At 71.8% G+C, this 26326-nt stretch carries 23 protein-coding genes; 16 read left to right on the top strand and 7 right to left on the bottom strand.

All coding sequences use genetic code 11. The features are described from left to right. Positions 1-192: 192 nt before the first annotated feature. Both ACFXAE_RS23885 and ACFXAE_RS23880 read right to left on the bottom strand, forming a co-directional pair. Complete coding sequence (locus ACFXAE_RS23885) at positions 193-1041, bottom strand: glutamate ABC transporter substrate-binding protein (protein WP_384718225.1); 849 nt, start codon at positions 1039-1041, stop codon at positions 193-195. Positions 1042-1123: 82 nt separating this feature from the next. Further along, positions 1124-1900, bottom strand: coding sequence for an amino acid ABC transporter ATP-binding protein (locus ACFXAE_RS23880; RefSeq protein WP_384718223.1), 777 nt, complete (start codon positions 1898-1900; stop codon positions 1124-1126). A 285-nt stretch (positions 1901-2185) separates the two neighbouring features. On the opposite strand from ACFXAE_RS23880, the gene ACFXAE_RS23875 reads away from it, so the two are divergent. Both ACFXAE_RS23875 and ACFXAE_RS23870 read left to right on the top strand, forming a co-directional pair. Continuing rightward, positions 2186-2872 carry a response regulator transcription factor gene (locus ACFXAE_RS23875; RefSeq protein ID WP_361746087.1) on the top strand — a complete coding sequence of 229 codons (687 nt, stop codon included), beginning with the start codon at positions 2186-2188 and terminating at the stop codon, positions 2870-2872. A gap of 9 nt (positions 2873-2881) precedes the next feature. Continuing rightward, positions 2882-4315 (top strand): sensor histidine kinase, encoded by a 1434-nt coding sequence (locus ACFXAE_RS23870; RefSeq protein ID WP_384718221.1) that lies wholly within the window; start codon positions 2882-2884, stop codon positions 4313-4315. Here ACFXAE_RS23870 and ACFXAE_RS23865 read toward each other — a convergent pair. Next, positions 4294-5289, bottom strand: coding sequence for a TAXI family TRAP transporter solute-binding subunit (locus tag ACFXAE_RS23865; RefSeq protein ID WP_384718219.1), 996 nt, complete (start codon positions 5287-5289; stop codon positions 4294-4296). The genes ACFXAE_RS23870 and ACFXAE_RS23865 overlap by 22 nt on opposite strands. 86 nt (positions 5290-5375) lie before the next feature. Here ACFXAE_RS23865 and ACFXAE_RS23860 point away from each other — a divergent pair, with 86 nt between their 5' ends. From ACFXAE_RS23860 to ACFXAE_RS23845, 4 genes are all read left to right on the top strand, one after another. After that, the gene (locus ACFXAE_RS23860; protein WP_384718217.1) at positions 5376-5783 is read left to right on the top strand and encodes a MazG nucleotide pyrophosphohydrolase domain-containing protein; all 408 of its coding nucleotides are present in this window, start codon (positions 5376-5378) and stop codon (positions 5781-5783) included. A gap of 245 nt (positions 5784-6028) precedes the next feature. Then, positions 6029-7546, top strand: coding sequence for a tRNA (N6-isopentenyl adenosine(37)-C2)-methylthiotransferase MiaB (gene miaB, locus ACFXAE_RS23855; RefSeq protein ID WP_384718215.1), 1518 nt, complete (start codon positions 6029-6031; stop codon positions 7544-7546). Between the two features lie 34 nt (positions 7547-7580). Beyond that, entirely contained in the window at positions 7581-7709 is a 129-nt protein-coding gene (locus tag ACFXAE_RS23850; RefSeq protein ID WP_384718213.1) for a hypothetical protein, read from the top strand. A gap of 42 nt (positions 7710-7751) precedes the next feature. Further along, positions 7752-8468: a class III extradiol dioxygenase subunit B-like domain-containing protein gene (locus tag ACFXAE_RS23845; protein WP_384718211.1), complete on the top strand. Its 717-nt coding sequence runs from the start codon at positions 7752-7754 to the stop codon at positions 8466-8468. Between the two features lie 76 nt (positions 8469-8544). On the opposite strand, the gene ACFXAE_RS23840 is transcribed toward ACFXAE_RS23845, so the two are convergent. Beyond that, a complete protein-coding gene (locus ACFXAE_RS23840; protein WP_384718209.1) occupies positions 8545-8817 on the bottom strand; it encodes an antitoxin in 273 nt (90 codons plus the stop codon). Between the two features lie 23 nt (positions 8818-8840). Then, the gene (locus ACFXAE_RS23835; protein WP_384718207.1) at positions 8841-9110 is read right to left on the bottom strand and encodes a hypothetical protein; all 270 of its coding nucleotides are present in this window, start codon (positions 9108-9110) and stop codon (positions 8841-8843) included. Positions 9111-9291: 181 nt separating this feature from the next. On the opposite strand from ACFXAE_RS23835, the gene miaA reads away from it, so the two are divergent. The 6 genes from miaA to hflX all read left to right on the top strand — a co-directional run bounded on the left by miaA (position 9292) and on the right by hflX (position 17533). Next, on the top strand, positions 9292-10230 hold the full coding sequence (gene miaA / locus ACFXAE_RS23830; RefSeq protein WP_384718205.1) for a tRNA (adenosine(37)-N6)-dimethylallyltransferase MiaA: 939 nt from the start codon (positions 9292-9294) through the stop codon (positions 10228-10230). Positions 10231-10338: 108 nt separating this feature from the next. Next, a complete protein-coding gene (locus ACFXAE_RS23825; RefSeq protein WP_384718284.1) occupies positions 10339-10845 on the top strand; it encodes a hypothetical protein in 507 nt (168 codons plus the stop codon). 67 nt (positions 10846-10912) lie between these two features. Then, entirely contained in the window at positions 10913-11782 is an 870-nt protein-coding gene (dapF, locus tag ACFXAE_RS23820) for a diaminopimelate epimerase (protein ID WP_384718203.1), read from the top strand. A gap of 298 nt (positions 11783-12080) precedes the next feature. Further along, a complete protein-coding gene (locus ACFXAE_RS23815; RefSeq protein ID WP_384718201.1) occupies positions 12081-14234 on the top strand; it encodes a RelA/SpoT family protein in 2154 nt (717 codons plus the stop codon). Between the two features lie 100 nt (positions 14235-14334). Further along, complete coding sequence (locus ACFXAE_RS23810) at positions 14335-15882, top strand: M1 family metallopeptidase (protein ID WP_384718199.1); 1548 nt, start codon at positions 14335-14337, stop codon at positions 15880-15882. A gap of 157 nt (positions 15883-16039) precedes the next feature. Further along, on the top strand, positions 16040-17533 hold the full coding sequence (gene hflX / locus ACFXAE_RS23805; RefSeq protein WP_384718197.1) for a GTPase HflX: 1494 nt from the start codon (positions 16040-16042) through the stop codon (positions 17531-17533). Between the two features lie 72 nt (positions 17534-17605). Here hflX and ACFXAE_RS23800 read toward each other — a convergent pair whose 3' ends face one another. Together ACFXAE_RS23800 and ACFXAE_RS23795 are read right to left on the bottom strand one after the other, a co-directional pair. After that, positions 17606-18808, bottom strand: a complete 1203-nt coding sequence (locus ACFXAE_RS23800) for a trypsin-like serine peptidase (protein ID WP_384718195.1) — start codon at positions 18806-18808, stop codon at positions 17606-17608. A 115-nt stretch (positions 18809-18923) separates the two neighbouring features. Continuing rightward, a complete protein-coding gene (locus ACFXAE_RS23795; protein WP_384718193.1) occupies positions 18924-20138 on the bottom strand; it encodes a trypsin-like serine peptidase in 1215 nt (404 codons plus the stop codon). 316 nt (positions 20139-20454) lie between these two features. Here ACFXAE_RS23795 and ACFXAE_RS23790 point away from each other — a divergent pair, with 316 nt between their 5' ends. The 4 genes from ACFXAE_RS23790 to ACFXAE_RS23775 all read left to right on the top strand — a co-directional run bounded on the left by ACFXAE_RS23790 (position 20455) and on the right by ACFXAE_RS23775 (position 26241). After that, the gene (locus ACFXAE_RS23790; protein WP_384718282.1) at positions 20455-21669 is read left to right on the top strand and encodes an aminotransferase class III-fold pyridoxal phosphate-dependent enzyme; all 1215 of its coding nucleotides are present in this window, start codon (positions 20455-20457) and stop codon (positions 21667-21669) included. A gap of 49 nt (positions 21670-21718) precedes the next feature. After that, the gene (locus ACFXAE_RS23785) at positions 21719-23566 is read left to right on the top strand and encodes an IucA/IucC family protein (protein ID WP_384718191.1); all 1848 of its coding nucleotides are present in this window, start codon (positions 21719-21721) and stop codon (positions 23564-23566) included. Beyond that, the gene (locus tag ACFXAE_RS23780; RefSeq protein WP_384718280.1) at positions 23461-24132 is read left to right on the top strand and encodes a GNAT family N-acetyltransferase; all 672 of its coding nucleotides are present in this window, start codon (positions 23461-23463) and stop codon (positions 24130-24132) included. Before ACFXAE_RS23785 ends, ACFXAE_RS23780 begins: the two co-directional genes overlap by 106 nt. 120 nt (positions 24133-24252) lie before the next feature. Beyond that, positions 24253-26241: an ATP-dependent DNA helicase gene (locus tag ACFXAE_RS23775; RefSeq protein WP_384718189.1), complete on the top strand. Its 1989-nt coding sequence runs from the start codon at positions 24253-24255 to the stop codon at positions 26239-26241. Positions 26242-26326 lie beyond the last annotated feature (85 nt).

Genomic DNA, 26326 nt, shown 5'->3' with positions numbered 1-26326 from the left:
CGTTCCCACTAACCCCCCCTGCTGGTTGGGGTCGTATTTTTTTTAAATATTGTCTAACACTTTCTCCCGGGTTGGGGGGTGTGTTTCTTCGGGGGGGGCGGTGAGGTGCCCCGGCGGTCGGTGTGGTGGGCGGCGCCACGTCTGCGCATCCCCGCGTCAGCCGCGGGGATCCTGCGTCGGCGGAGTCCCGCGTTACTGGACGATCTGGCCGATCTTCGGGGCGGGCTCGTTCTTGTAGTTCGCCGGGCCGAAGTTCTTCTCGACGGCCTTCTGCCACGAACCGTCGCTGACCATCTTCTCCAGCGCGTCGTTGACCTTGTTCACGGTCTCGGTGTCGCCCTTCTTGACGCCGACACCGTAGTTCTCGTTGCTCAGCTTCAGGCCGGCGAGCTTGAACTTGCCCTTGTACTGGTCCTGAGCGGCGTAGCCGGCGAGGATCGAGTCGTCGGTGGTCAGCGCGTCCACCTGCCCGTTCTGCAGAGCGGACAGGCACTCCGAGTAGCCGCCGCGCGAACTCAGCTGGGCCTTCGGCGCGAAGTCGTTCTTGACGTTCTGTGCCGAGGTGGAGCCGGTCACCGAGCAGAGCTTCTTGTCGTTCAGGTCCGTGGCCTCGGAGATGTCCGAGTCCGCCTTGACCAGCAGGTCCTGGTGGGCCAGCAGGTACGGGCCGGCGAAGTCGACCTTCTGCTTCCGCTCGTCGGTGATCGAGTACGTCGCCGCGATGAGCTTCACGTCCCCGCGCGAGAGGGCGGTCTCGCGGTCGGCGCTCTTGGTCTCGACCCACTCGATCTGGTTCGGCTCGTAACCGAGCTCCTTGGCGACGTAGGTCGCCACGTCCACGTCGAAGCCGGTGAAGGAACCGTCCGGCGTCTTCAGACCGAGACCCGGCTGGTCGTACTTGATGCCGATCTTGATCTTGTCGCCGCCGCCCCCGGAGGAGGACGAGCCGTTGTCACCGCTGTCGTCGCCGCCACAGGCGGTGGCGGTCAGGGCAAGAGCGAACACGACGGCCGAGGCGGCGGTGACCTTGCGGAGCTTCATGGTGCACATCCTTTGACTCTGGTGAAGTGATGCGGCCCGGGCGGTGTCCGGTGACGCAGGTCGTCAGGGCGCGAGGTGCGCCTCAGTGGTGAAGGATCTTCGACAGGAAGTCCTTGGCGCGGTCGCTGCGCGGATTACTGAAGAACTGGTCCGGCGAAGCCTGTTCGACGATGCGACCGTCCGCCATGAACACCACGCGATTTGCCGCCGAACGGGCGAATCCCATCTCGTGGGTGACGACGATCATGGTCATGCCGTCCCGGGCGAGCTGCTGCATGACCTCCAGCACCTCGTTGATCATCTCCGGGTCGAGAGCCGACGTCGGCTCGTCGAAGAGCATGACCTTGGGTTCCATCGCCAGGGCCCGCGCGATGGCGACACGCTGCTGCTGGCCACCGGAGAGCTGTGCGGGGTACTTCTCGGCCTGCGCGCCCACGCCGACCCGGTCGAGCAGGGCACGGGCCCGCTCCTCGGCCTTCTTCTTGTCCGCCTTGCGGACCTTGACCTGGCCCAGCGTCACGTTCTCGAGCACGGTCTTGTGCGCGAAGAGGTTGAAGGACTGGAAGACCATCCCCACGTCGGCCCGCAGCCGGGCGAGCTCCTTGCCCTCGTCGGGCAGGGGCTTGCCGTCGATCGAGATCGACCCGGAGTCGATCGTCTCCAGACGGTTGATGGTGCGGCACAGGGTGGACTTCCCGGACCCGGAGGGTCCGATGACCACGACGACTTCGCCACGGGCGATCGTCAGGTCGATGTCCTGGAGTACGTGCAACGCGCCGAAGTGCTTGTTGACGCTCTTCAGGACGACCAGATCGCCGGTCGCGGCCACATCTTCCTTGGCCACCGATACTTCGGTCATCGCTCTCAGGCTCCGTCCTCCTCGGTTTCGGAGGACAGTAGTAACCCGTTGGACCTGCGTCATTACATCTGAGGGGAATCTGAGCATCACGATCCGATAGCAATCGGACACCTGTCGTAGCACTTGCGAGCAGGGGTGATCTCGGCCGGGTAACGGTACGGAAGAGCAACCGGAACCCTCTTGACGCCGTCCTCGTTCATCGGCGTCACTGCAAGGTGCACGCGCGCGTGCACGCGTTTTTGTACACATGGAGAGCGTACGGCCGATGAACCGAAGGGGGCCCTGGTGAGACTGCTTCTCGTCGAGGACGACAACCACGTCGCCGCCGCCCTGTCGGCGGTACTGGCGCGGCACGGATTCGACGTCACCCACGCGCGCAGCGGCGAGGAGGCGCTCCAGGCGCTCGTCCCCGAGGGCAACGGCTTCGGCGTCGTCCTGCTCGACCTGGGGCTGCCCGACCAGGACGGCTACGAGGTCTGCGGCAAGATCCGCAAGCGCACCAGCACGCCGGTGATCATGGTCACCGCGCGGTCCGACGTGCGCTCCCGCATCCACGGCCTCAATCTCGGCGCCGACGACTACGTGGTCAAGCCGTACGACACGGGGGAGCTCCTCGCGCGGATCCACGCCGTCAGCCGGCGCACCGTCCACGAGGAGGCCACGGGCAGCACGGAGACCGAGCTGCGGCTCGGCCCGGTCCGCATCGAACTGCCGACCCGCCAGGTCAGCGTGAACGGTTCGGTCGTCCAACTGACCCGCAAGGAGTTCGATCTGCTCGCCCTGCTCGCCCAGCGGCCGGGGGTCGTCTTCCGCCGGGAACAGATCATCAGCGAGGTGTGGCGCACCAGCTGGGAGGGGACCGGGCGCACCCTGGAGGTGCACGTCGCCTCCCTGCGGGCCAAGCTCCGCATGCCCGCCCTCATCGAGACCGTGCGCGGCGTCGGCTACCGGCTCGTCGCGCCGGCGGCGTAGCGGGGCCGGGTGCACACGCGGCTGCTTCCGCTGCTCATCGTCCTGATGGCGGCCGTCCTGCTCGCCCTCGGCGTCCCGCTGGCCGTCAGCCTGGCCGGCGCCCAGCAGCAGCGGGTCGTCGTCGACCGGATCGACGACACCGCGCGCTTCGCGGCCCTCGCCCAGTTCGTCACCGAACCCACCGACCCGGCCGGCGCGGACATCAACGAGCGCCGTGAGGCGCTCCGCAGCGAGCTCCGCAGCTACCACACGGTCTACGGCATCCGCGCGGGCGTCTTCTACCGCAACGACTCGCCCATGGCGCACGCACCGGACGACTGGTTCCTGCCCCGCACGGGCGAGGTGCGCGACGCCTTCGAGGAGGCGCTGCTCAGCCGCCGCAGCCACGACCCCGAGCAGGTGTGGCCGTGGCAGCGGCACAGCCTGGTGGTGGCCTCGCCGGTCATCCGGGACGGCGACGTCGTCGCGGTCGTGGTCACCGACTCGCCGACCGGACAGATGCGCTCCCACATCCTCCAGGGCTGGCTGGTCATCGCCGCGGGCGAGGCGGCCGCGATGCTGCTGGCGGTCGGTGCGGCCCTGCGGCTGACCGGCTGGGTGCTCAGGCCCGTACGGATCCTGGACGCCACCACCCACGACATCGCCACCGGACGGCTGAAGTCCCGGGTCGCGGCGGCCGGCGGGCCGCCGGAACTCAGACGGCTCGCCCGGTCGTTCAACGAGATGGCGGACAACGTCGAGAGCGTGCTGGAGCAGCAGCGCGCCTTCGTCGCCGACGCCTCGCACCAGCTGCGCAACCCGCTCTCGGCGCTGCTGCTGCGCATCGAGTTGCTCGCCCTGGAGCTGCCCGAGGGCAACGAGGAGATCGCCTCCGTGCAGGCCGAGGGCAAGCGTCTGGCGCAGGTCCTGGACGACCTGCTCGACCTGGCGCTCGCCGAGCACAGCGAGGCCAGCCTCCAAATCGCCGATGTCGGCGCCCTGGCCGCCGAACGGGTGGCGGCCTGGTCACCCACCGCCGAGGCCAAGGGTGTCCGGCTGACCGGCGTCTGCCCGCCGACGACCGCGTGGGCCGACCCGGTGGCGCTGTCCAGCGCCCTGGACGCGGTGATCGACAACGCGGTGAAGTTCACGCCCGAGGGCGAGACCGTCGAGGTCACCGTCGCCTCCAACGGCGACACGTCCACCGTCGTCGTCACCGACAACGGTCCGGGTCTGACCGAGGAGGAGCTGACCCGCGTCGGCGACCGCTTCTGGCGCAGCGGCCGGCACCAGAACATCAAGGGGTCCGGCCTGGGCCTGTCCATCTCCCGGGCGCTGCTCGCGGCGGGCGGCGGCTCGATCGCGTACGAGCGTCACGAACCGCACGGACTGCGGGTGACCGTGACGGTGCCGAGGAACGCCCCCACGGGTGAGGCGGCGGGTCAGGGCTTGACGGACCGGTAGTACCGGCGGGCGCCCTCGTGCAACCGGAGCGGGTCGGTGTAGATCGCCGTGCGTACGTCGACCAGCTGCGCGGAGTGGACGTGCGCGCCGATGCCGTCCCTGCTCTTGAGCACGATGCGGGTGAGCCATTCGGTGAGGCGGGGGTCGGCGTCCGCCCGGGTGATCAGGAGGTTGGACACCGCCATCGTCGGGACGGCCGAGCCGAGCTGGCTGCCCGGGTAGGCCGACTCCGGCATGTTGGTGGCGCGGTAGTAGCGCGTGGCGCCGCCCTGTTCGTGCAGCTCGGAGACGAGGTCGGCGCCGATCGGCACGAACCGGAGCGCGGACTGTTCGGCGAGCGTCTTCAGTCCGTCCGTGGGCAGTCCGCCCGACCAGAAGAAGGCGTCCAGACCGTGTCCGAGCCGCTCCGGGCCGGTGTCGATGCCGTCGGAGGAGGGCCTGATGTCCGTCTCCGGGTCGATGCCGGCCGCCCGGAGCACACGATTGGCGATGAGCCGGACACCCGACTTGGGCGACCCTATGGCGACCCGCTTGCCCCGCAGGTCCGCGACGGAACGGATGCCCGAGTCGGGTGCGACGGCGAGCTGCACGTAGTCGTCGTACAGGCGTGCCACCCCGCGCAGCCGGTCGGCGCCCGGCCGGTCGCTCAGCCGGTACGTCTCCACCGCGTCGGCCGCGGCGATCGCGAAGTCGGCCTCTCCGGTCGCCACGCGGCGCACGTTCTCCTGGGACCCGTCGCTCGTCTTCAGACGTACGTCGAGGTCGGGCATGTGCTTGCCGAGCGAGCTGCGCAGGAGCACGCCGTACTTCTGATAGACCCCCGCGCGGGTGCCCGTGCTCAGCGTGATCGTCCCGCCGGGTGGCTCCTCGTTCCAGGGTGCCAGCCACCACAACAGCAGTCCGAGCACCACGAAACCGGCGGCCGCACCCCGCAGGGCCCGTCGCCTGCCGATCCGGGACAGCGTGTGGGACATGCGCGCGATCCTGCCAGCCCGGGTGCCCGCTGACCAGGGCAGAGCTCACAGCGGGGGCTGTCATGGTCGGCCGCTACAGTCGCGGCATGAGTTCTTCGCCCGCCGACCTGGTCCGCGACTTCCACCGCGCCTTCGGGCTGGACGCCCGCGACACACCGTCCGAGGTCTCGCCGGAACTCGCCGCGCGCCGCGGCGAGCTGCTGGCCGAGGAGGCCGAGGAGGTCGCCGAGGTGTCGGTGACGGGCCCGCTCGACCGGCTCGCGCACGAACTGGCCGACGTCGTCTACGTCGCGTACGGCACCGCGCTGGTCCATGGCATCGACCTCGACGCGGTGATCGCCGAGATCCACCGTTCCAACATGAGCAAGCTGGGCCCCGACGGCCAGGTCAGCCGCCGCCCCGACGGCAAGATCCTCAAGGGCGACCACTACGAGGCCCCGGACGTCTCGGCGGTGCTGCGACGGCAGGGGTGGGTGCCGCGCGGGGAGGCGTGAGCGGGCGTCGTCCGGCCGTCCCGGCAGCGTGGCGACGGGGCCCGCTCCTGACCGGCGCCGGACCGGGGCACGGCCGCGGGCGAGGTGCGGCAGGCAAGGAGACTCGGAGTCGCGCCCCCGTCAGGCCGGTGGAACGCGGCCTCACGCCACCCCCGCCGTCCGCATCCGGCCGGGCCGGGAAGCCGCCCGGCAGGGAGTTGCCCACGCGGCGGAGGCGGTCCGCGACACCGCCTACCCTTAGGGACATGAGCAGCATCGACCGGAGCCAGTCAGTGGGCGGCACGCGCACCTATGAAGTACGCACCTACGGGTGCCAGATGAACGTCCACGACTCCGAGCGATTGTCCGGGCTGCTGGAGGACGCGGGCTACGTCCGCGCCCCCGAGGGTTCCGACGGCGACGCGGACGTCGTCGTCTTCAACACCTGCGCCGTCCGGGAGAACGCCGACAACAAGCTGTACGGCAACCTCGGCCACCTCGCCCCGAGGAAGGCGAGCCGCCCCGGCATGCAGATCGCGGTCGGCGGCTGCCTCGCGCAGAAGGACCGCGACACCATCGTGAAGCGGGCACCCTGGGTCGACGTCGTCTTCGGCACGCACAACATCGGCAAGCTGCCCGTCCTCCTGGAGCGCGCCCGCGTGCAGGAGGAGGCGCAGGTCGAGATCGCCGAGTCGCTGGAGGCGTTCCCCTCCACGCTGCCCACCCGGCGCGAGAGCGCCTACGCGGCCTGGGTGTCGATCTCCGTCGGCTGCAACAACACCTGCACCTTCTGCATCGTCCCCGCGCTGCGCGGCAAGGAGAAGGACCGCCGCCCCGGCGACATCCTCGCCGAGATCGAGGCCCTGGTCGCCGAGGGCGTCTGCGAGATCACCCTGCTCGGCCAGAACGTCAACGCGTACGGGTCCGACATCGGCGACCGCGAGGCGTTCAGCAAGCTGCTGCGGGCCTGCGGGAAGATCGACGGCCTGGAGCGGGTCCGTTTCACCTCGCCGCACCCGCGCGACTTCACCGACGACGTCATCGCCGCCATGGCCGAGACACCGAACGTGATGCCGCAGCTGCACATGCCCCTGCAGTCCGGCTCCGACCCGGTCCTGAAGGCGATGCGCCGCTCCTACCGGCAGGAGCGCTACCTCGGGATCATCGAGAAGGTCCGCGCCGCCATCCCGCACGCGGCGATCAGCACCGACATCATCGTGGGCTTCCCCGGCGAGACCGAGGAGGACTTCGAGCAGACCCTGCACGTCGTCCGCGAGGCCCGCTTCGCGCAGGCGTTCACCTTCCAGTACTCCAAGCGTCCCGGCACCCCGGCCGCCGAGATGGACGGCCAGATCCCCAAGAAGGTCGTCCAGGAGCGCTACGAGCGGCTGGTCGCCCTCCAGGAGGAGATCTCCTGGGAGGAGAACAAGAAGCAGATCGGCCGCACCCTGGAGCTGATGGTCGCCGAGGGCGAGGGCCGCAAGGACGGCACCACCCACCGCCTCTCCGGCCGCGCTCCCGACAGCCGTCTGGTGCACTTCACCAAGCCGGAACAGGAGGTGCGCCCCGGCGACGTGGTCACCGTCGAGATCACGTACGCCGCCCCGCACCACCTCCTCGCCGAGGGCGCGGTGCTCGGCGTGCGCCGCACCCGCGCGGGGGACGCCTGGGAGAAGCGGAACACCGAGAAGGCGGCGCAGCCCGCGGGTGTGCTGCTCGGCCTGCCCAAGGTGGGCGTACCCGAGCCGCTGCCGGTGGTCACCGGGGGGTGCGCCGTCGACTGAGGCGGCGTGCGCGCACCGGTTCTCCGGAAGGCTGATGCCCGCGCATCGCGGGGTGTACCGCGTGGGCGACGACACGTACTGCGTGGAGATCAAGGGCGGACCGGGCGCCTACCGCCTGCGGTACAGCCTTGCGGAGCGCGTCCGGAGCACGGACGGTCCATGAGGCGGCGATGCCGTTCCGGGCCGTCGCAGTAGGCTGTTGATCATGCTTGTCGCCGCCGCAGTCTGTCCGTGCCCGCCGTTGCTCGTGCCGGAGGTCGCCACCGGGGCGGCCCCCGAGCTGGACACCGCGCGGACGGCGTGCACGGACGCGCTGGGCGTGCTCGCCGCCGCCCGGCCCGATCTGCTCGTGGTCGTCGGACCGGGGGACGGTGCCGGGCCCGAGACCTACCCGGAGGGCACCCCGGGATCCTTCCGGGGCTTCGGTGTCGGCCTGGACGTACGGCTGGGACCGGACAGAGGCGTGCTGGCCGGGCGGGAACTCCCGTACGGGCTGGCCGTGGGCGCCTGGCTGCTGGGCCGCACCGGATGGGCGGACGCCCCCGTGGAGGGACTGGCCGTGGGGGAACTCCTCCCGGCCGAGCGGTGCGCCGAGGAGGGGGAGGCCGTCGCCGGCCGGGCGGAGCGGGTCGCGCTGCTGGTGATGGGCGACGCCGGCGCGTGCCGCACGCCCAAGGCGCCCGGCTACCTCGACGAGCGCGCGGCCCCCTTCGACGCGGAACTCGCGCGCGCGTTGGGCGCGGCCGACACCGGGGCCCTGCGTGCGCTGGACACCGGACTGGCGCGCGAGCTGAAGGTGTCCGGCCGGGCCCCCTGGCAGGTACTCGCCGGCGCGGCGGCCGGGAACCCGGGCCTGGCAGGCGCGCTGCTCTACGAGGACGCCCCCTACGGGGTCGGCTACCTCGTGGCCACCTGGGCGTAGACGGCCGCTGCCGGGAGAACGGGGCGGACGGCCGGGAGCCCTCGGTGTGCTCCGCGGCCGTCCGTCGGTGTGCCGCTCAGGAAGCGGGCGGCGGCCCGGCCGGCGGCGTGGTCGTGCCGCCCGCGCCCGGGCCGGGGTCGTTCTTGTGCGCGAGCCGGTCCACGGCGCCCTTGGCCTTGCCCGTACCTGTCTGGATCCGGTCGCTGTACTTGCCCTTGGTCCGCTCGTCGACGGTCCGCGCGGCCTTGTCCAGACCGTGCTGGATCCTGTCCTCGTGCTGGTGCGCGAGGTCGGAGACCTTGTCCTTGGCCGGGCCGAGTCTGGCTTTCAGATTGTCCAGGAGACCCATGACGCACCTTCCCTCGCGACCGTCTACGTGCGGGCGCCCTCACCGGTCTCGCTGCCGGCCGCCTCGGCGGACTGCTGTTTGGGGATCTCGACGGTGTCGGTGCCGGTGACCTCGCCGGCCTCCTTCTCCGCCGGCCCGGTGGTCTCCGGAGCCTCGGCCGGCCCCTTCGGCTCCGCGGGCCCGGCCGCGCTCTCCGTGCCGGTCCCGGCCGCCGCTTCGCCGGTCCGGGCATCGGCGGTCCGCGTCTCCTCCGTGGCCTTCGACCTCCGAAAAATCCGTGCAAAAACGCCCATATCCACTCCATACGTTACTCGTGCGGGCGAAATTCCGCGTGGCCCGGTGCGTCCGTTCGTGTGACCGGGCCGCCGCCCCTGCGATCCGGCGGCAGGAACCTCGCAACGGGCAACGACCCGGCGACTGTCGCGTCACGTAACCCGTTCGAGGGCCGGACGGGAGGTTTGCGAGACTGGGTCAGTGAGCAGCGCACCCCTCGCCCCCCGTGTCATCGCCGTCGTCGGCCCCACTGCGGCCGGAAAGTCCGATCTGGGGGTATTTCTGGCCCGGCGGCTCGGCGGCGAGGTCGTCAACGCCGACTCCATGCAGCTCTACCGGGGGATGGACATCGGCACCGCCAAGCTGACGCCCGAGGAACGCGGTGGCGTACCGCACCACCTGCTCGACATCTGGGACGTCACCTTCACCGCGTCCGTCGCCGAGTACCAGCGGCTGGCCCGGGAGCGGATCGACGCGCTGCTCGCCGAAGGGCGCTGGCCCGTCCTCGTCGGCGGTTCCGGCCTCTACGTCCGCGGTGCCGTCGACAACCTGGAGTTCCCGGGCACCGACCCCGAGGTCAGGGCCCGCCTGGAGGAGGAGCTCACGCTGCGCGGCCCGGGGGCGCTGCACGCCCGCCTCGCCGTGGCGGACCCCGAGGCCGCGCGGGCGATCCTGCCGGGCAACGGCCGCCGCATCGTTCGCGCGCTCGAGGTCATCGAGATCACCGGAAGGCCTTTCACGGCCAACCTCCCGGGCCACGACTCGGTCTACGACACCTTCCAGATCGGCGTCGACGTGGCCCGCCCCGAGCTGGACGAGCGGATCGCCCGCCGGGTCGACCGGATGTGGGAGGCCGGCCTGGTGGAGGAAGTGCGCGCACTGGAGGCGCAGGGGTTGCGCCAGGGGCGTACGGCGTCGCGCGCACTCGGTTACCAGCAGGTGCTCGCGGCGCTCGCCGGGGAGTGCACCCTCGAGGAGGCGCGGTCCGAGACCGTTCGTGCCACCAAGCGCTTCGCGCGCCGTCAGGATTCATGGTTCAGGCGCGATCCCCGGGTGCACTGGTTGAGTGGGGCCGCGGCGGACCTGACGGAACTTCCGCAGCTCGCGTTGTCGTTGGTCGAACGACCGGTTACAGCCTGATCACGTCATGGCATCGGGACGCCCAGGCCGTCATCCGGGCTTGTGGCGCCGTGCCATCATCGAGCTTCGATCGACCAAGTGGAGTCCTAGTTGGGAGGGCGCGTGGCGATGGAGGCCGGCCCTCGCGACACCGCACACGGCACCGAACACCTCACCACCGGGCGGGGTGCACCGGAGCAGGAGACGACCGACCGCCTCAGTCCGGACGGACCGGACGAGACGCAGGGCGGCGTGACCGACGACGGCCCCGAGCCGGACGAGATGTTCGCGGGCGGCGACGAGGTCGAGGTCGAGCTGCGCCCGCAGCGCCGGCTGCGCATCTGGCAGCTCGCGCCCATCGTCGGGCTGGCCGCGGTCGGCTCCCTGATGTTCGCCTTCCCGCTCGCCTTCGACTTCGGCGACAGCGGCGCCGTGATCGCCATGCTGGGGCTGCTGATCTGCTCCTGCGCGGCCGGCTGGGGCATGATGGCCGCCCGCAGGGTGGGCTCCACCTGGCCGGGCCTGCCGCCCCGGGGCTCCGGCCGCAGACCCGACTGGCGGGTCGTGACCGCCTACGCCGTGATGGTCGCCGCCATGGTGGCCCTGGCGGTGTGGCGGGTGGCGAGACTCCGCTGACGTCTCCCCGCGTGCGGTGGTTCACCGGCGGCGACGCGCTGTCACCGGCACCCCTTACGATCGAGGAATGAGCACGCGGATCGCCTTCCTCAAGGGGCACGGCACGGAGAACGACTTCGTGATCGTCCCGGACCCCGAGAACGCCATCGACCTGTCCCCGGCCGCCGTCGCCGCCCTGTGCGACCGCCGCGCGGGCATCGGCGGCGACGGACTGCTGCACGTGGTGCGGTCCGCGGCACACCCCGAGGCGCGGGCCATGGCGGCGCAGGCCGAGTGGTTCATGGACTACCGCAACGGCGACGGCTCGATCGCGGAGATGTGCGGCAACGGAGTGCGTGTGTTCGCGCGCTACCTCCAGCGCGCCGGACATGTCTCCGCGGGGGACATCGCGGTCGCCACGCGCGGGGGCGTGAAGACCGTGCACATCGCCAAGGAGGGGGACATCACCGTCGGCATGGGCCGGGCGCTGCTCCCCGAGGGCGACGTCACCGTGAGCGTCGGCGGGCGCACCTGGCCGGCGCGGAACGTGAACATGGGCAACCCGCACGCCGTGGCCTTCGTGGACGACCTCGCCCACGCGGGCGATCTCCTCACCCCGCCCCCGTTCAGCCCTGCCGCCGCCTACCCGGACGGTGTGAACGTGGAGTTCGTCGTCGACCGCGGCCCGCGGCACGTGGCGCTGCGGGTGCACGAGCGCGGGTCCGGCGAGACCCGTTCCTGCGGCACGGGCGCGTGTGCGGTCGCCGTGGCCACCGCCCGCCGTGACGGAGCCGACCCGAGTGTCACCGGCACCCCGGCGACGTACACCGTGGATGTGCCCGGCGGCACCCTCGTGATCACCGAACGGCCCGACGGCGAGATCGAGATGACCGGCCCGGCGGTGATCGTCGCCGAGGGCGTGATCGAGCCGGAGTGGCTGGAGAGCGCCCTGCGCTGACCGGAGCACCGGCTCGATATCGCAGCTTCCGGCCTGCCTGATGGATGCATCCGCAGGGCCGGAAGGGTGTCCGCCTTCAAGATCACGGAGGATCCCCGGCCGGATGGCGTGAAAGGGTCCCCGGTCGACCTTCGCTCGAAGGGGTGATCCGTTTCACGCTGGGCCGGAGGCGGTCGGCCCGAGGGGGTCCGGCTCGGTAGCATCAAGCACCGGCCCGGACGGGGGACGAACGCCGTCTCCTGAGCCCGAGTCCGCCCTGGGGCGCGCCGTCCGCCGGTCCACGCAGCCGGAGGTGCCCATGAACGCGGAGGCCGCGAATCCTGCGACCCCAGGCTCTGTGACATCTGGTCACGCCACACCGACGGGGTCGCGCAGGAGGGCCCGCCCCCGGCTCGACCTGCGCCGACTGGGCCGTGCCGCGCTGCTCGGCCCCGCCGCCCGCGACCGGCTCCCCGACGCCATCGGACACGTGGTCGACGCCCACCGCGCCCACCACCCCGACGCCGACCTCGAACCCCTGCGTCACGCCTACGTTCTGGCCGAGTCCTCCCACCGCGGCCAGATGCGCAAGAGCGGTGAGCCGTACATCACGCATCCGCTCGCGGTGACCCTGATCCTCGCCGAACTCGGGGCCGAGACCACGACGTTGACCGCCTCCCTGCTCCACGACACGGTCGAGGACACGGACGTGACGCTGGATCAGGTGGGCGAGCAGTTCGGTGAGGAGGTCCGCTATCTCGTCGACGGCGTCACCAAGCTGGAGAAGGTCGACTACGGTGCCGCCGCCGAACCCGAGACCTTCCGCAAGATGCTCGTCGCCACCGGCAACGACGTCCGCGTGATGTCGATCAAACTCGCCGACCGGCTGCACAACATGCGCACCCTCGGCGTGATGCGTCCCGAGAAACAGGAACGCATCGCCAAGGTGACACGTGACGTCCTGATCCCGCTCGCCGAACGGCTCGGCGTCCAGGCGCTCAAGACGGAACTGGAAGACCTGGTCTTCGCGATCCTCCACCCCGAGGAGTACGCGCACACGCGCGAGTTGATCATCCGCAACGCCGCCCGCGCGGACGACCCGCTCGCCGAAGTCGCCGACGACGTGCGCAAGGTGCTCCGCGAGACCGACATCACCGCCGAAGTCCTCATCCGCCCGCGCCACTTCGTCTCCGTGCACCGCGTGTCCCGCAGACGCGGTGCACTGCGCGGCGCCGACTTCGGCCGTCTGCTGGTGCTGGTGAACGAGGACGCCGACTGCTACGGCGTCCTGGGCGAGCTGCACACCTGCATGACGCCCGTGGTCTCGGAGTTCAAGGACTTCATCGCCGTACCGAAGTTCAACCTGTACCAGTCGCTGCACACCGCCGTGGCCGGTGCGGACGGCCAGGTCGTCGAGGTCCTCATCCGCACCCACCAGATGCACAGGGTCGCCGAGGCCGGAGTCGTCGCTCTCGGCAACCCCTACGCCGCACCGCCGGAGGAACAGTCCACGAGCGACGGCGAACGCGTCGACCCCACCCGGCCCGGCTGGCTCTCCCGGCTGCTGGAGTGGCAGCGGGCCGCGCCCGACCCCGACACCTTCTGGTCCACCCTGCGCGAGGACCTCGCCCAGGACCGCGAGATCACCGTCTTCCGCCCCGACGGGGGCACACTGGGCCTGCCCGAGGGGGCGACCTGCGTGGACGCCGCCTACGCGCAGTACGGCGAGGACGCCCACGCATGCATCGGGGCCAGGGTCAACGGCCGGCTGGCGACACTGAGCACCGTCCTCAAGGACGGCGACACCGTTCAGCTGCTGATGGGCCAGGACGCGGCCTCCGAGCCCTCCCGGGAGTGGCTGGAGCACGCCCACACCCCCGCCGCGCGAATCGCCATCCAGCGGTGGCTGACCGCCCACCCCGCGCCGGACGAGGCACCCGGGACCGAGCCGGAGGAGGCTGTCCGGCCGCTCGTCGACGACTCCGCCCCGTCACCGGCTCCGGCCCCCGGCCGCCCCGCCCCCGCCCAGGTCCTGGCCGACCGGGCCGGCGCGACCGTACGGCTCGCCGGCTGCTGCACGCCCGTACCGCCCGACGAGGTGACCGGCTTCGCCGTGCGCGGGGGAGCGGTCACCGTGCACCGGGTCGAGTGCGCCGCGGTGGCGCGCATGAAGAGCGCGGGGCGCGCGGAGGTCGGCGTGCGCTGGGGGGAGGGCGCCGAGTGCCGGGTCACGCTGGTCGCGGAGTCCTTCGTCCGTCCGCATCTGCTCGCGGACCTCACCGAGGCCATGGCCCTCGCAGGCGCCGAGATCGTCTCCGCGACCGTCGAACCCCCGGACCGGCAGCAGGTGCGGCACACCTACACCGTGCAGTTGCCGGACGCCGCCCACCTGCCCGCCCTCATGCGCGCGATGCGCAATGTGGCCGGCGTGTACGACGTGAGCCGGGCCCAGCCGCAGGCGCCGGGGGCCTGACCGAAGCGCGGAGCGTCCGAGCGGCGGTGTGATGACCCGATCGGGTGGGCCGGAGGTGCGCCGTCACCGCAGCACACGCGCGCGCTGATAGCCGTGGGGAATGCTGCTCATCCCCCACAGACGAACCTTCCGCGCCGGGACCGGTCGCACACGCCACCGCCGGACGGCCACGGTGCTGCTCGCCCCCGCCGTCTCCGTCTGCCTGATCGCCGCGAGCGCCCCCGCCGTCCCGCTCGGCATCGGTGACCGGCTCTTCCCGTACCTGGGCAACCCCGGGTACGACGTGCTGTCGTACGACATCGCCCTCGACTACCCCGGCCGCAACGACCGGCCGCTCCGGGCCGTCACCACGATCGACGCCCGCCTCACCGCGGACCTGGACCGGATCAACCTCGACTTCGCCCACGGCACGGTCCACTCCGTGGAGGTCGACGGCGATCCGGCCGGCTTCACCGGTGCCGGAGAGGACCTGGTGATCACACCCGCGGACGACCCGGACGAGGGCGAGCGGACCCGGATCACCGTCCGGCACACCAGCGACCCCGTGGCCACCGGGGACCGTGAGGGCGGCTGGGTGCGCACCGCGGACGGCCTCGCCATGGCCAACCAGGCAGACGCCGCCCACCTGGTGTTCCCGTGCAACGACCACCCCTTCGACAAGGCGGTGTTCACCTTCCGGATCACCGCCCCCGACGGTCACACGGCCGTCGCGAACGGCCTGCCGGCCGGCGTCGACCGCACACGCGGGGCCACCACTTGGACGTACAGGACCCAGCACCCCATGGCGACCGAACTCGCACAGGTCTCCATCGGCCGTTCCACCGTCCTGCACCGCTCCGGCCCGCACGGGCTGCCCCTGCGGGACGTCGTGCCCACCGCGCACCGCACGAAGCTCGAACCGTGGCTGGCGAAGACCCCCGCCCAGATCTCCTGGATGGAGGAACGGGTCGGCCGCTACCCGTTCGAGACCTACGGCCTGCTCCTCGCCGACGCGTCCACCGGTTTCGCGCTGGAGACCCAGACCCTCTCCCTCTTCGAACGCGACCTGTTCACCGATCCCGCCCTCCCCGCCTGGTACGTCGAGTCGATCATGATGCACGAGCTGGCCCACCAGTGGTTCGGCAACAGCGTCGGCCCCCGCACCTGGTCCGACCTGTGGATCAACGAGGGCCACGCCACCTGGTACGAGGCGCTGTACGCCCAGGAACGGGGTGGCAGGTCCCTGGACGCACGCATGAAGGCCGCCTACGAGGCATCCGACGGCTGGCGCGCGGACGGCGGACCGCCCGCCGCGCCCGAGCCCCCGGAGCCCGGCCGGAAGATCGGCATCTTCCGGCCGAACGTCTACTCCGGCGCCGCCCTCGTGCTGTACGCCCTGCGCGAGGAGATCGGCCGCGCCGCCTTCGAGCGCCTGGAGCGCGACTGGGTCACCCGCCACCGGAACGGCACCGCCGCCACCTCCGACTTCGTCCGGCTGGCGTCCCGTGTCGCCGGACGTGACCTGACCGGCTTCCTGCACCCCTGGCTGTACGGAGCCACGACCCCGCCGATGCCCGGTCATCCCGAATGGAAGTCCGCGGCCCGGTCCGCGACGCCCGCCCGGCGGCCGGTCCCGCCCGCGCATCGACCGGGCGGGAGCCGGGAATAACACGGTGACGAGACGAGCCGTACCGTGCGACCATCGTCAGGTCCGCGCACCTCGGGACCGGGAATCTCCCGGGCGCCCCGGACGTTGTGGACAGTGACGGAGGGTCCCACGGACCGGCTCCGTCGCCGCAGAAGTTCACCGACGACGTAAGGACCCAATGACCTCCTCTTCTTCCCCTTCCCAGGACACCAAGCGCTTCGCGCACACCTATCCCGAGGGTCTTCGGGCCGATGCCCTGATGGAAGAGGACGTCGCCTGGAGCCTCGAGACCGACGGAGAGCGGGACGGCGACCAGTTCGACCGCTCCGAGCGTGCGGCCCTGCGCCGTGTCGCCGGCCTCTCCACCGAGCTCGAGGACGTCACCGAGGTCGAGTACCGGCAGCTCCGCCTGGAGCGCGTCGTGCTCGTCGGGGTGTGGACCTCGGGCACCGTGCAGGACGCGGAGAACTCCCTCGCGGAGCTCGCCGCCCTCGCGGAGACGGCGGGCGCCCTCGTCCTCGACGGCGTGACCCAGCGCCGCGACAAACCCGACGCGGCGACGTTCATCGGCTCCGGCAAGGCACAGGAGCTGCGTGACATCGTGCTCGAGACGGGCGCGGACACCGTCATCTGCGACGGTGAACTCAGCCCGGGGCAGCTGATCCAGCTCGAGGACGTCGTCAAGGTCAAGGTCATCGACCGTACGGCCCTGATCCTCGACATCTTCGCCCAGCACGCCAAGTCCCGAGAGGGCAAGGCGCAGGTCGCGCTCGCGCAGATGCAGTACATGCTGCCGCGACTGCGCGGCTGGGGTCAGTCGCTGTCCCGGCAGATGGGCGGCGGCAAGGGCGGCGGCCTCGCCACCCGTGGTCCCGGTGAGACCAAGATCGAGACGGACCGGCGGCGGATCCGCGAGAAGATGGCGAAGATGCGCCGGGAGATCGCGGAGATGAAGACCGGCCGCGAGATCAAGCGCCAGGAGCGCAAGCGCAACAAGGTGCCGTCCGTGGCCATCGCGGGCTACACCAACGCGGGAAAGTCCTCACTGCTCAACCGCCTCACCGGCGCGGGCGTCCTGGTCGAGAACGCCTTGTTCGCGACCCTCGACCCGACCGTGCGCCGGGCCGAGACCCCGAGCGGCCGGCTCTACACGCTGACCGACACGGTCGGATTCGTCCGGCACCTGCCGCACCACCTGGTCGAGGCGTTCCGCTCCACGATGGAGGAGGTCGGCGACGCCGACCTGATCCTGCACGTGGTGGACGGTTCGCACCCGGTCCCGGAGGAGCAGCTGGCCGCCGTGCGCGAGGTGATCAGGGACGTCGGTGCCACCGGCGTACCCGAGATCGTCGTGATCAACAAGGCCGACGCGGCCGACCCGCTGACGCTCCAGCGGCTGCTGCGGGTGGAGAAGCACTCCATCGCGGTCTCGGCCCGCACCGGCCGGGGCATCCAGGAGCTGCTCGCGCTCATCGACAACGAGCTGCCCCGCCCGTCGGTGGAGATCGAGGCACTCGTGCCGTACACCCACGGCAAGCTGGTCGCCCGCGCCCATGACGAGGGCGAGGTGATCTCCGAGGAGCACACCCCGGAGGGCACCCTGCTCAAGCTCCGGGTGCACGAGGAGCTGGCGGCGGAACTCACGCCGTACGTTCCCACCCCGGCCGGCTGAACCACCCACGGCAGAGCGAAGGCCCCTAGAAAGCGCCCTCACGGCAGGGGGCGGGCCTTCGCCCTGCGCGGATCACCGACCGCCGTAGGTCTCGCTCATGTTCCGGTACAGCGCCTCGGCGTCCTCGCCGAGCTGCGGGCCCGCCAGCCAGGTGTGGTCCAGCGGACCGATCGAGGTGTTGGAGACCAGCACCGTCTCGCCGTTCAGCACCCGGAACCAGCCGCCGCCGGACGAGCCGCCGGTCATGGAGCAGCCGATGCGGTACATCGTCGGCAGACCGGAGCCGAGCGAGAACCGGCCCGGGGCGTCGAGGCACTTGAACATCCGCAGGCCGTCGTAGGGCGGCGCGGCCGGGTAGCCCCAGGCGCCCATCTCGCCCGCCTCCGCCGCGGACGGCGCGGAGAAGTCCACGTCCAGCGCGGCACCGACCGTCTCCTCCAGGGACTTCGACCCCTGCTCCGGCTTCACGTGCAGCACGGCGTAGTCGTACGCGGCTCCGTCGCCACCGGACTCCGAACCGCCCTGCATCCAGCCGTCCGAGGTCGAGGCCCAGTCCGCCCACCAGTTGCCGTAGGGAGCGATCTCAAAGGCGCTCGCGTCGCCCAGGTCCGCCTCGGACCTGCCGAGGTCGTTGTAGGCCGGGACGAAGACGAGGTTGCGGTACCAGCCGCCGTCGCCGCCGGCGTGCACACAGTGCCCGGCCGTCCAGACGAGGTTGGACTTGCCCGGGTGGTTCACGTCCTTGACGACCGTGCCGGAACAGACGGCGGGGCCCTCCGGGGAGTCGAAGAACACCTTGCCGACCGGTGCCGCGTTCTCGTGGTACGGCGTCTTCTCGGCCTCCGCCCGGACCTGGGCCGGCTCCGGGTCACTGACGTCCTGGGCCGCCGACGCGTCCTTGACCGAGACGGTCTTGTCCGCCTCCTTCGCGGACCGCATCCGGTCGGGCTTCCACAGGCCCTCGATCACCGGGTTGACGAAGTCCTCGGCCGCACTGAGCCACTTGTCCTTGTCCCAGTCCTTCCAGGCGCCGTCCTTCCACTTGTCGACGTCGATCCCGTGCTCTTCGAGCTTGTCCGCGATGTCGGACGGGATCGTCACCTCGCCGCCGCCGTCGGTGGCCTGCGAGGCGGAGGCGTCGGACTTGTCGTTCGCCTGGTCCTTCCCGGAACCGCCGCAGGCGGCCGCGGTGAGCGTCAGGGCGGCGACGAGCCCGGCGGCGAGGACGGTGCGACGGCAACGCCCGAGTGGCGCGGACGTACGTGTGGAACCCATGGTGCGATGACCCCCCGTTGGAGCGAATGAATGGCGTGCCACGCGTCGATGTCCCGCTCGGGACGCGGTCGCCCACCCGGTCCCGCGCACGGCGGCACGGGACCGGGCGCTTTGGTCACTGCCCGGCGAACTTCCCGCTGACCGCGTCGTACACGCCCTTGGCCTCGTCACCCAGTCGCGGGCCGGCCAGCCAGCCCGACGTCACCGGGCCGATGGAGGTGTTGGACACCAGCGCGGGCTTCCCGTCCGAACCCGTCGTGACCCAGCCGCCACCGGACGAACCGGCGGTCATGCTGCACCCGATGCGGTACATCGTCGGGTCCGACGCGCTGAGTGACAGCCGTCCGGGCTTGTCCTGGCAGCGGTGCAGCGTCTGGCCGTCGTACGGCGGGGCGGCCGGGTAGCCGATCGCCGTGATCTCCTCCACCTTCGGCACCGCGGGAGCGGCGAAGTCCACCGGCAGCGCCGAACCGACCGTCTCCTCCAGCGACTTGCCGCCGCTGCCCTTCTCCGGCGTCACATGGATGACCGCGAAGTCGTACGAGGCGCCGTCACCGCCCGTGGAACCGCCCTGCTCGATCCACTGGTCCGAGGTCTGCACCCAGTCACCCCACCAGACGCCGTACGGAGCGATCTCCTCCTCCGTGGCGGTCTCCAGCTCCTTCGCCGACTTGCCCGCGTCGTTGTACGAGGGCACGAAGGCGATGTTGCGGTACCAGCCGCCCTTCTTGCCCGCGTGCACACAGTGGCCCGCCGTCCACACCATGTTGGACTTGCCCGGGTTGGCCGGGTCCTGCACCACCGTGGCCGAGCAGACCATCGTGCCCTCGGGCGAGTCGAAGAACACCTTGCCCGCCGTGGGGGCGTTGGCGTGGTACGACGGCGCGACGGCCTCCGCCTGCACCGGTTTTGGAGCCGGGTCCGTCACGCCCTGGTCACCGGAGATGTCGCTCTCGTCGACCCCCTGGTCCGGCTCCTCGGCGTCCCGCATGCGGTCCGGGTCCCACAGGTCCTCGATGATCGGGTTGACGTAGTCCTGCGCCTCGCGCAGCCAGTCGTCCTTGCTCCAGTCCTTCCAGGCGCCGTCCTTCCACTTGTCGAGGTCGATCCCGTGCTCCTTGAGCCGGTCCTTGATGTCGTCCGGGATCGTGAGCTTGCCGTCGTCGGCGGCGGTCGCGGAGGCCCCGGCGCTCGCGTCGGTGTCCCCGGACCCGCAGGCGGTGGCGGTGAGGGCGAGCGCCGAGGCGAGTGCGACAGCGGCCAGAACGGGGGAGGTCCGGCGTGCCCGCTCCCCTCGGCGAGCGGTGGACGACGGCCGTATGGATCGCATGATCTGACTCCCCCTGGAACGAACGGACTTGGTGCTTCGACCGTGATCCCGCCCCTGACCCGCACGGAGTTCGAGGGCGCTCCCACGGTCTCCGGGAACGGCACCACACACTATGCGCTCGCTGTGGGGGACGTCCGACGGAACGGCAACGGTTCGGCTACAAGCCGCCTGACCTGGACGATCGCCCTAGGATGCGCCGATTTGAGGCCGACGGAACCCGAGTCGCCGGCTCACGGGGCCGAGGATCCCGGAGCAACCCGTAACCCCGTGGGCGGTCCGCGGTTGGTAGCGGTGGGGGTCCGCCGCCCGCACGCGGATTCCCCGTGCCGTGGTTCGGCGGGAACACAGGGGAGGACGAAGGACGGTGGCGGAATCCACGGACGAGGGGCGGGGGACCGGTGTCCTGCCGGTCGTCCCGGTGCGGGCGCGCGGGATGACCATCGAGGGCGCGGACGGCCGGCGCTATCTGGACTGCCTCTCCGGTGCGGGGACCCTCGCGCTCGGACACAACCACCCCGTCGTGCTGGAGGCGATCCGCGGCATCATCGACTCGGGCGCGCCGCTCCACGCCCCCGGCCTGGCGAACCCGGTGAAGGACGCCTTCGTCGCCGAACTGTCGCGCACCCTGCCACCCGGGCTCGCCGAACGAGCCCGCGTGCGCTTCTGCGGACCGGGCCGCGACGACGCGGTGGCCACCTCCCTCCGGCTCGTACGGGCGGCGACCAAACGGTCCGGTGCCGAACTCGCCGTCCACCGGCCGGAGTCCGCGCCCGACGACACCGCGTCGGAGGTGTGCCGTCCTGCCGGTGTGATCGTGGAGCCCGTGCGGGACGACGGCGGGGTGCTCCCGGCGTCGGACGCCCGGCTGCGGCGGCTCACGGCCGACCGGTCCGTCCCGTTGATCGCCGACGAGACGCTCACGGGGGTCGGGCGGACCGGCACCTTCTGGGCCGTGGAGCGCAGCGGCGTCACGCCGGACGCGATGGTGCTGTCCGCGGCGATCGGGGGCGGCCTGCCCCTGTCCGTCGTGGTCCACCACGACGACCTCGACCTGCCCGCCTCCCGCACCCACACCGGCAACCAACTCGCCCTGGCCGCGGGCACGGCGACCCTCGCCCACGTCCGCGAGAACGATCTCGCCGGACACGCGGCGGTCCTGGGCGCCCGCATGCTGAGCCGGCTCCGGACGCTCACCGGTGAACTCGCCTGCGTGGGGGACGTACGGGGGCGGGGGCTGCTGATCGGGGTCGAAGTGGTGGACCCGGAGGTACCGCCCGACGGCACACCCCGGGACCGCGCCGCGCCCGGACTCGCCGCCGCCGTACGGCGGGAGTGCCTGCGGCGCGGTCTGATCATCGACCTCGGCGGCCCCCGCGCGAGCGTCGTACGACTGCTCCCGCCCCTGACGGTCACGGAGGAACAGGCGGCCGCGGTACTGGACCGACTCGCCGACGCCCTCCACGCGGCGGCTCGTGACCACCCGTACGGGGAGCCTCGCGTCTTCGGCCGCCGTCACGCACGGACGGGCTGACGGTCCACATCCCCGCTCCCGTCACCGCACCACTTCCCGAGGACCCGCCTTGCACACGACCCCCGCACCGGCCGACCGCACGAACCCCGTGGTGCCCCACCAGGAGAGAACGCCACCCGGCGCCGAGCGGCCCGGAAGCACCGGCACCGACCTCCTGGACCACCCCGACGCGCGCCGGGCGGCCCACACGGCGGCCCTGGAGAACCTCCTGCGCTGCCGGGTACGCGAAACCGGCCTCCCCGCCCCGGACGGTGACACCCTGCGCCTCCCCCTGCCGGCCAGCGGCACGTCCTTGCTCGTCCCCGTCCTGTACTGGTCCCCGACCGGGTGGCACCGCTTCGGCCCTCCCCGCCTGGCCGACGCCCCGGACCCCGCCCCACCGGTCGACGCCGTCCTGCTCGCCGCCCTCCTCGGCAGGGAGAACGCCGGCCTCCCGGAACCGGCACGTCCCCCGGCGGGCGACGGCACCGACCTGGTCGCGCGCGTCGCCGACTCCGTACGGCGTGTCGCCTCCTTCGTCAGCGACCGGCGGGCGGACACGGCCGACCATCCCGACCGCTTCCTCGCCGCCGAACAGTCACTCGTCCTCGGACATCCGCTGCACCCGGACCCGAAGAGCCGCGAGGGCCTCTCAGACGCCGAGGCACAGCGGTACTCGCCCGAGTCGCGCGGCTCCTTCCCGCTGCACTGGATGGCTGTCGCCCCGTCGCTGCTCGCCACCGACTCCGCCTGGACCGAGCGCGGACGCCCCGTCCCCGCGGACCGTCTCACCGCACGTCTCGCCGGCCCCGGACTGCCACTGCCCGACGGCCACGCGGCCCTCCCCGTGCACCCCTGGCAACTGCGCCAGGTCCACCACCGCCCCGAGACCGCCGCGTTGCTGGACGCCGGACTGCTCCGCGACCTCGGCGGCCACGGCGCCCCCTGGTACCCCACCTCCTCCGTACGCACCGTCCACCGGACCGGCGCCCCGGCCATGCTCAAGCTGTCGCTGGGCCTGCGCATCACCAACTCCCGCCGGGAGAACCTCCGCAAGGAACTCCACCGGGGGGTCGAGGTCCACCGTCTGCTGCGCACCGGACTGTCGCAGCGGTGGCGGGCCGCGCACCCCGGCTTCGACATCGTCCGGGACCCGGCCTGGATCGCCGTGGACACACCGGCCGGTGACCCCGTGCCCGGACTCGACGCGGTGATCCGGCACAACCCGTTCCAGCCGCACGACGACGTCGCCTGCGTCGCCGGACTGCTCTCGCCGCGGCCCCGCCCCGGTGGCCGTACGGGATCCCGGCTGGCCGAGATCGTCACCCGCCTCGCCGCCCGCACGGGGCGGCCGCCCGGGGCCGTCGCCGCCGAGTGGTTCCTGCGGTACCTGGAACACGTGGTGCGGCCCGTGCTGTGGCTGGACGGAGAGGCCGGCATCGCCCTCGAGGCGCATCAGCAGAACACCCTGCTGCTGCTGGACGCCGACGGCTGGCCCGCGGGCGGACGCCACCGGGACAACCAGGGCTACTACTTCCGCGCGTCCCGCCGCGCGGAACTCGACGCCCTGCTGCCCGGCATCGGCGCGCACAGCGACACCTTCGTCTCCGACGAGGTCACCGACGAACGCTTCGCCTACTACCTGGGCGTCAACAACGTCCTCGGGCTCATCGGCGCCTTCGGCTCCCAGCGCCTGGCCGACGAACGGCTGCTGCTCGCCGCCCTCCGCCGGTTCCTCACCGGAGTCTGTGCCGGACCGGCCCGGACGCGCAGCACGCTGCCCGCCCGCCTGCTGGACTCACCCGTCCTGCGCTGCAAGGCGAACCTGCTGACCCGGCTGCACGGCCTCGACGAGCTCGTCGGGCCGGTCGACACCCAGTCGGTCTACGTCACCATCGCCAACCCCCTGCACGCGTGATGTCCGACCACATCGGCGCCTGGGGCCCGGCCCGCACTCCCGCGGGCCTCTTCCGGCTCGTCCCCGTCCGGGTCGAACGAGATCTGCCCCTCCTGTCACGGTGGATGAACGACCCGGCCGTCGCCGTGTACTGGGAACTCTCCGGACCGCCGGCCGTGACGGCCGGACATCTGCGGGCCCAGCTCGCCGGTGACGGACGCAGCGTTCCGTGCCTCGGCGTCCTGGACGGTACGCCGATGAGCTACTGGGAGGTCTACCGCGCGGACCTCGACCCCTTGGCCCGCCACTACCCGGCCCGGCCCCACGACACCGGACTCCACGTCCTCATCGGTGCCGCCGGCGACCGGGGGCGGGGCCTCGGCGGCGTCCTGCTCAGAGCGGTCGCCGACCTCGCCCTCGCCGGGCGGCCCGCCTCGCCGCGCGTCGTCGCGGAACCCGACCTGCGCAACACCCCCTCCGTCACCGCCTTCCTCAACGCCGGCTTCCGCTTCTCGGCCGAGGTCGACCTGCCCACCAAGCGGGCCGCCCTCATGGTCCGGGACCGTTCCCTGCGTCATCTGATGTAGCGCTCCGTCACCGCACTGTTTTCCCCTTTCTGCCCGAGCAGGAGTCCCCGTCTTGATCGTGTCCGCCGCCCCCGCCGTGATCGCACGAATGTCAGTGCCGGGTCGTAGGGTGGTCGCGCTATGACGAAGCCCTCACTCCCCGAACTCCTGCACGCCGCCGTCGCCGCCGTCGGCGGCACGGAGCGCCCCGGCCAGGTGACCATGGCCGAAGCCGTCGCCGAGGCGATCGACGACGGAGCCCATCTGCTGGTCCAGGCCGGCACCGGCACCGGAAAGTCGCTGGGCTATCTGGTGCCCGCGCTCGCGCAGGGGGAGCGGGTGGTGGTGGCGACGGCCACCCTGGCCCTGCAGCGCCAGCTGGTGGAGCGGGACCTGCCGCGCACGGTGGAGTCGCTGCATCCGCTGCTGCGCCGCCGCCCTGAGTTCGCGATGCTCAAGGGCCGCTCCAACTACCTGTGCCTGCACCGGCTCCACGAGGGCGTGCCGCAGGACGAGGAGGAGGGTCTCTTCGACCAGTTCGAGGCGGCCGCGCCCACCAGCAAGCTGGGCCAGGACCTGCTGCGCCTGCGTGACTGGTCCGACGAGACGGAGACCGGCGACCGGGACGACCTCACGCCGGGCGTGTCCGACCGGGCCTGGTCCCAGGTGTCGGTGTCCTCACGGGAGTGCCTGGGCGCCACGAAGTGCGCCTACGGCGCCGAGTGCTTCGCCGAGACGGCCCGCGAGCGCGCCAAGCTGGCCGAGGTGGTCGTCACCAACCACGCCCTGCTCGCGATCGACGCCATCGAGGGCGCGCCGGTGCTTCCGCAGCATGAGGTGCTGATCGTCGACGAGGCCCATGAGCTGGTCTCCCGGGTCACCGGGGTCGCCACCGGGGAGCTCACCCCCGGGCAGGTCAACCGCGCGGTGCGGCGCGCCGCGAAGCTGGTCAACGAGAAAGCCGCCGACCAGCTCCAGACCGCCGCCGAAGGGTTCGAACGGCTGATGGAGCTGGCCCTCCCGGGTCGGCTGGAGGAGATCCCGGAGGACCTCGGATACGCGCTCATGGCGCTGCGCGACGCCTGCCGCACCGTCGTCTCCGCCCTCGGCAGCACCCGCGACAAGTCCGTCCAGGACGAGGACGCGGTCCGCAAACAGGCGCTGGCCTCCGTGGAGAGTGTCCACGACGTGGCGGAGCGGATCACGAACGGCTCCGAGTGGGACGTCGTCTGGTACGAGCGGCACGACCGCTTCGGTGCGTCCCTGCGTGTCGCCCCGATGTCCGTCTCGGGCCTGCTGCGCGAGAAGCTCTTCACCGACCGTTCCGTGATCCTGACCTCCGCGACGCTGAAGCTGGGCGGCGACTTCAACGGCGTGGGGGCCTCACTGGGGCTCGGTCCCGAGGGCGCCGAAGGCGATGACCTTCCCCAGTGGAAGGGCGTCGACGTCGGTTCGCCGTTCGACTACCCGAGGCAGGGCATCCTCTACGTCGCGAAGCATCTGGCGCGCCCGGCCCGGGACGGCGACCGCGGGGACATGCTGGACGAGCTCACCGAGCTGATCCAGTCGGCGGGCGGCCGCACCCTGGGGCTGTTCTCCTCGATGCGGGCCGCCCAGCTCGCCGCCGAGGAGCTGCGCTCCCGCATCCCGGAGTTCCCGATCCTCCTCCAGGGGGAGGAGACGCTCGGCGAACTGATCAAGAACTTCGCGGCCGACCCGAAGACCTGCCTCTTCGGCACGCTGTCGCTCTGGCAGGGTGTCGACGTACCGGGTCCGAGCTGCCAGCTGGTGGTCATGGACAAGATTCCCTTCCCGCGCCCGGACGACCCCTTGATGAGCGCCCGCCAGAAGGCCGTGGAGGAAGCCGGCGGCAACGGCTTCATGGCGGTCGCCGCCACCCACGCGGCGCTGCTGATGGCGCAGGGCGCCGGCCGTCTCGTACGCGCCTCGGGCGACCGGGGCGTGGTGGCCGTACTGGACCAGCGGCTGGCCACTGCCCGGTACGGCAGCTATCTGAAGGCTTCGCTGCCCGACTTCTGGTACACCACGGACCGCAACCAGGCCAGGAAGTCGCTGGCCGCGATCGACGCGGCGGCGCAACGGGCGGAGGCCGGGACGACGGCGCAGTGAGTGAGGTGGCGTGCCCTGGGCCGCCCCCGCAACGGGAACAGCGACTGGGGGGGGGGCGTGCGGAGAAGACAGGACCCCCGCAACC

Origin of the sequence: Streptomyces sp. NPDC059454, from assembly GCF_042749965.1 — a bacterium.
Classification (GTDB): domain Bacteria; phylum Actinomycetota; class Actinomycetes; order Streptomycetales; family Streptomycetaceae; genus Streptomyces.
This window is presented reverse-complemented; position numbering and strand designations above follow the sequence as displayed.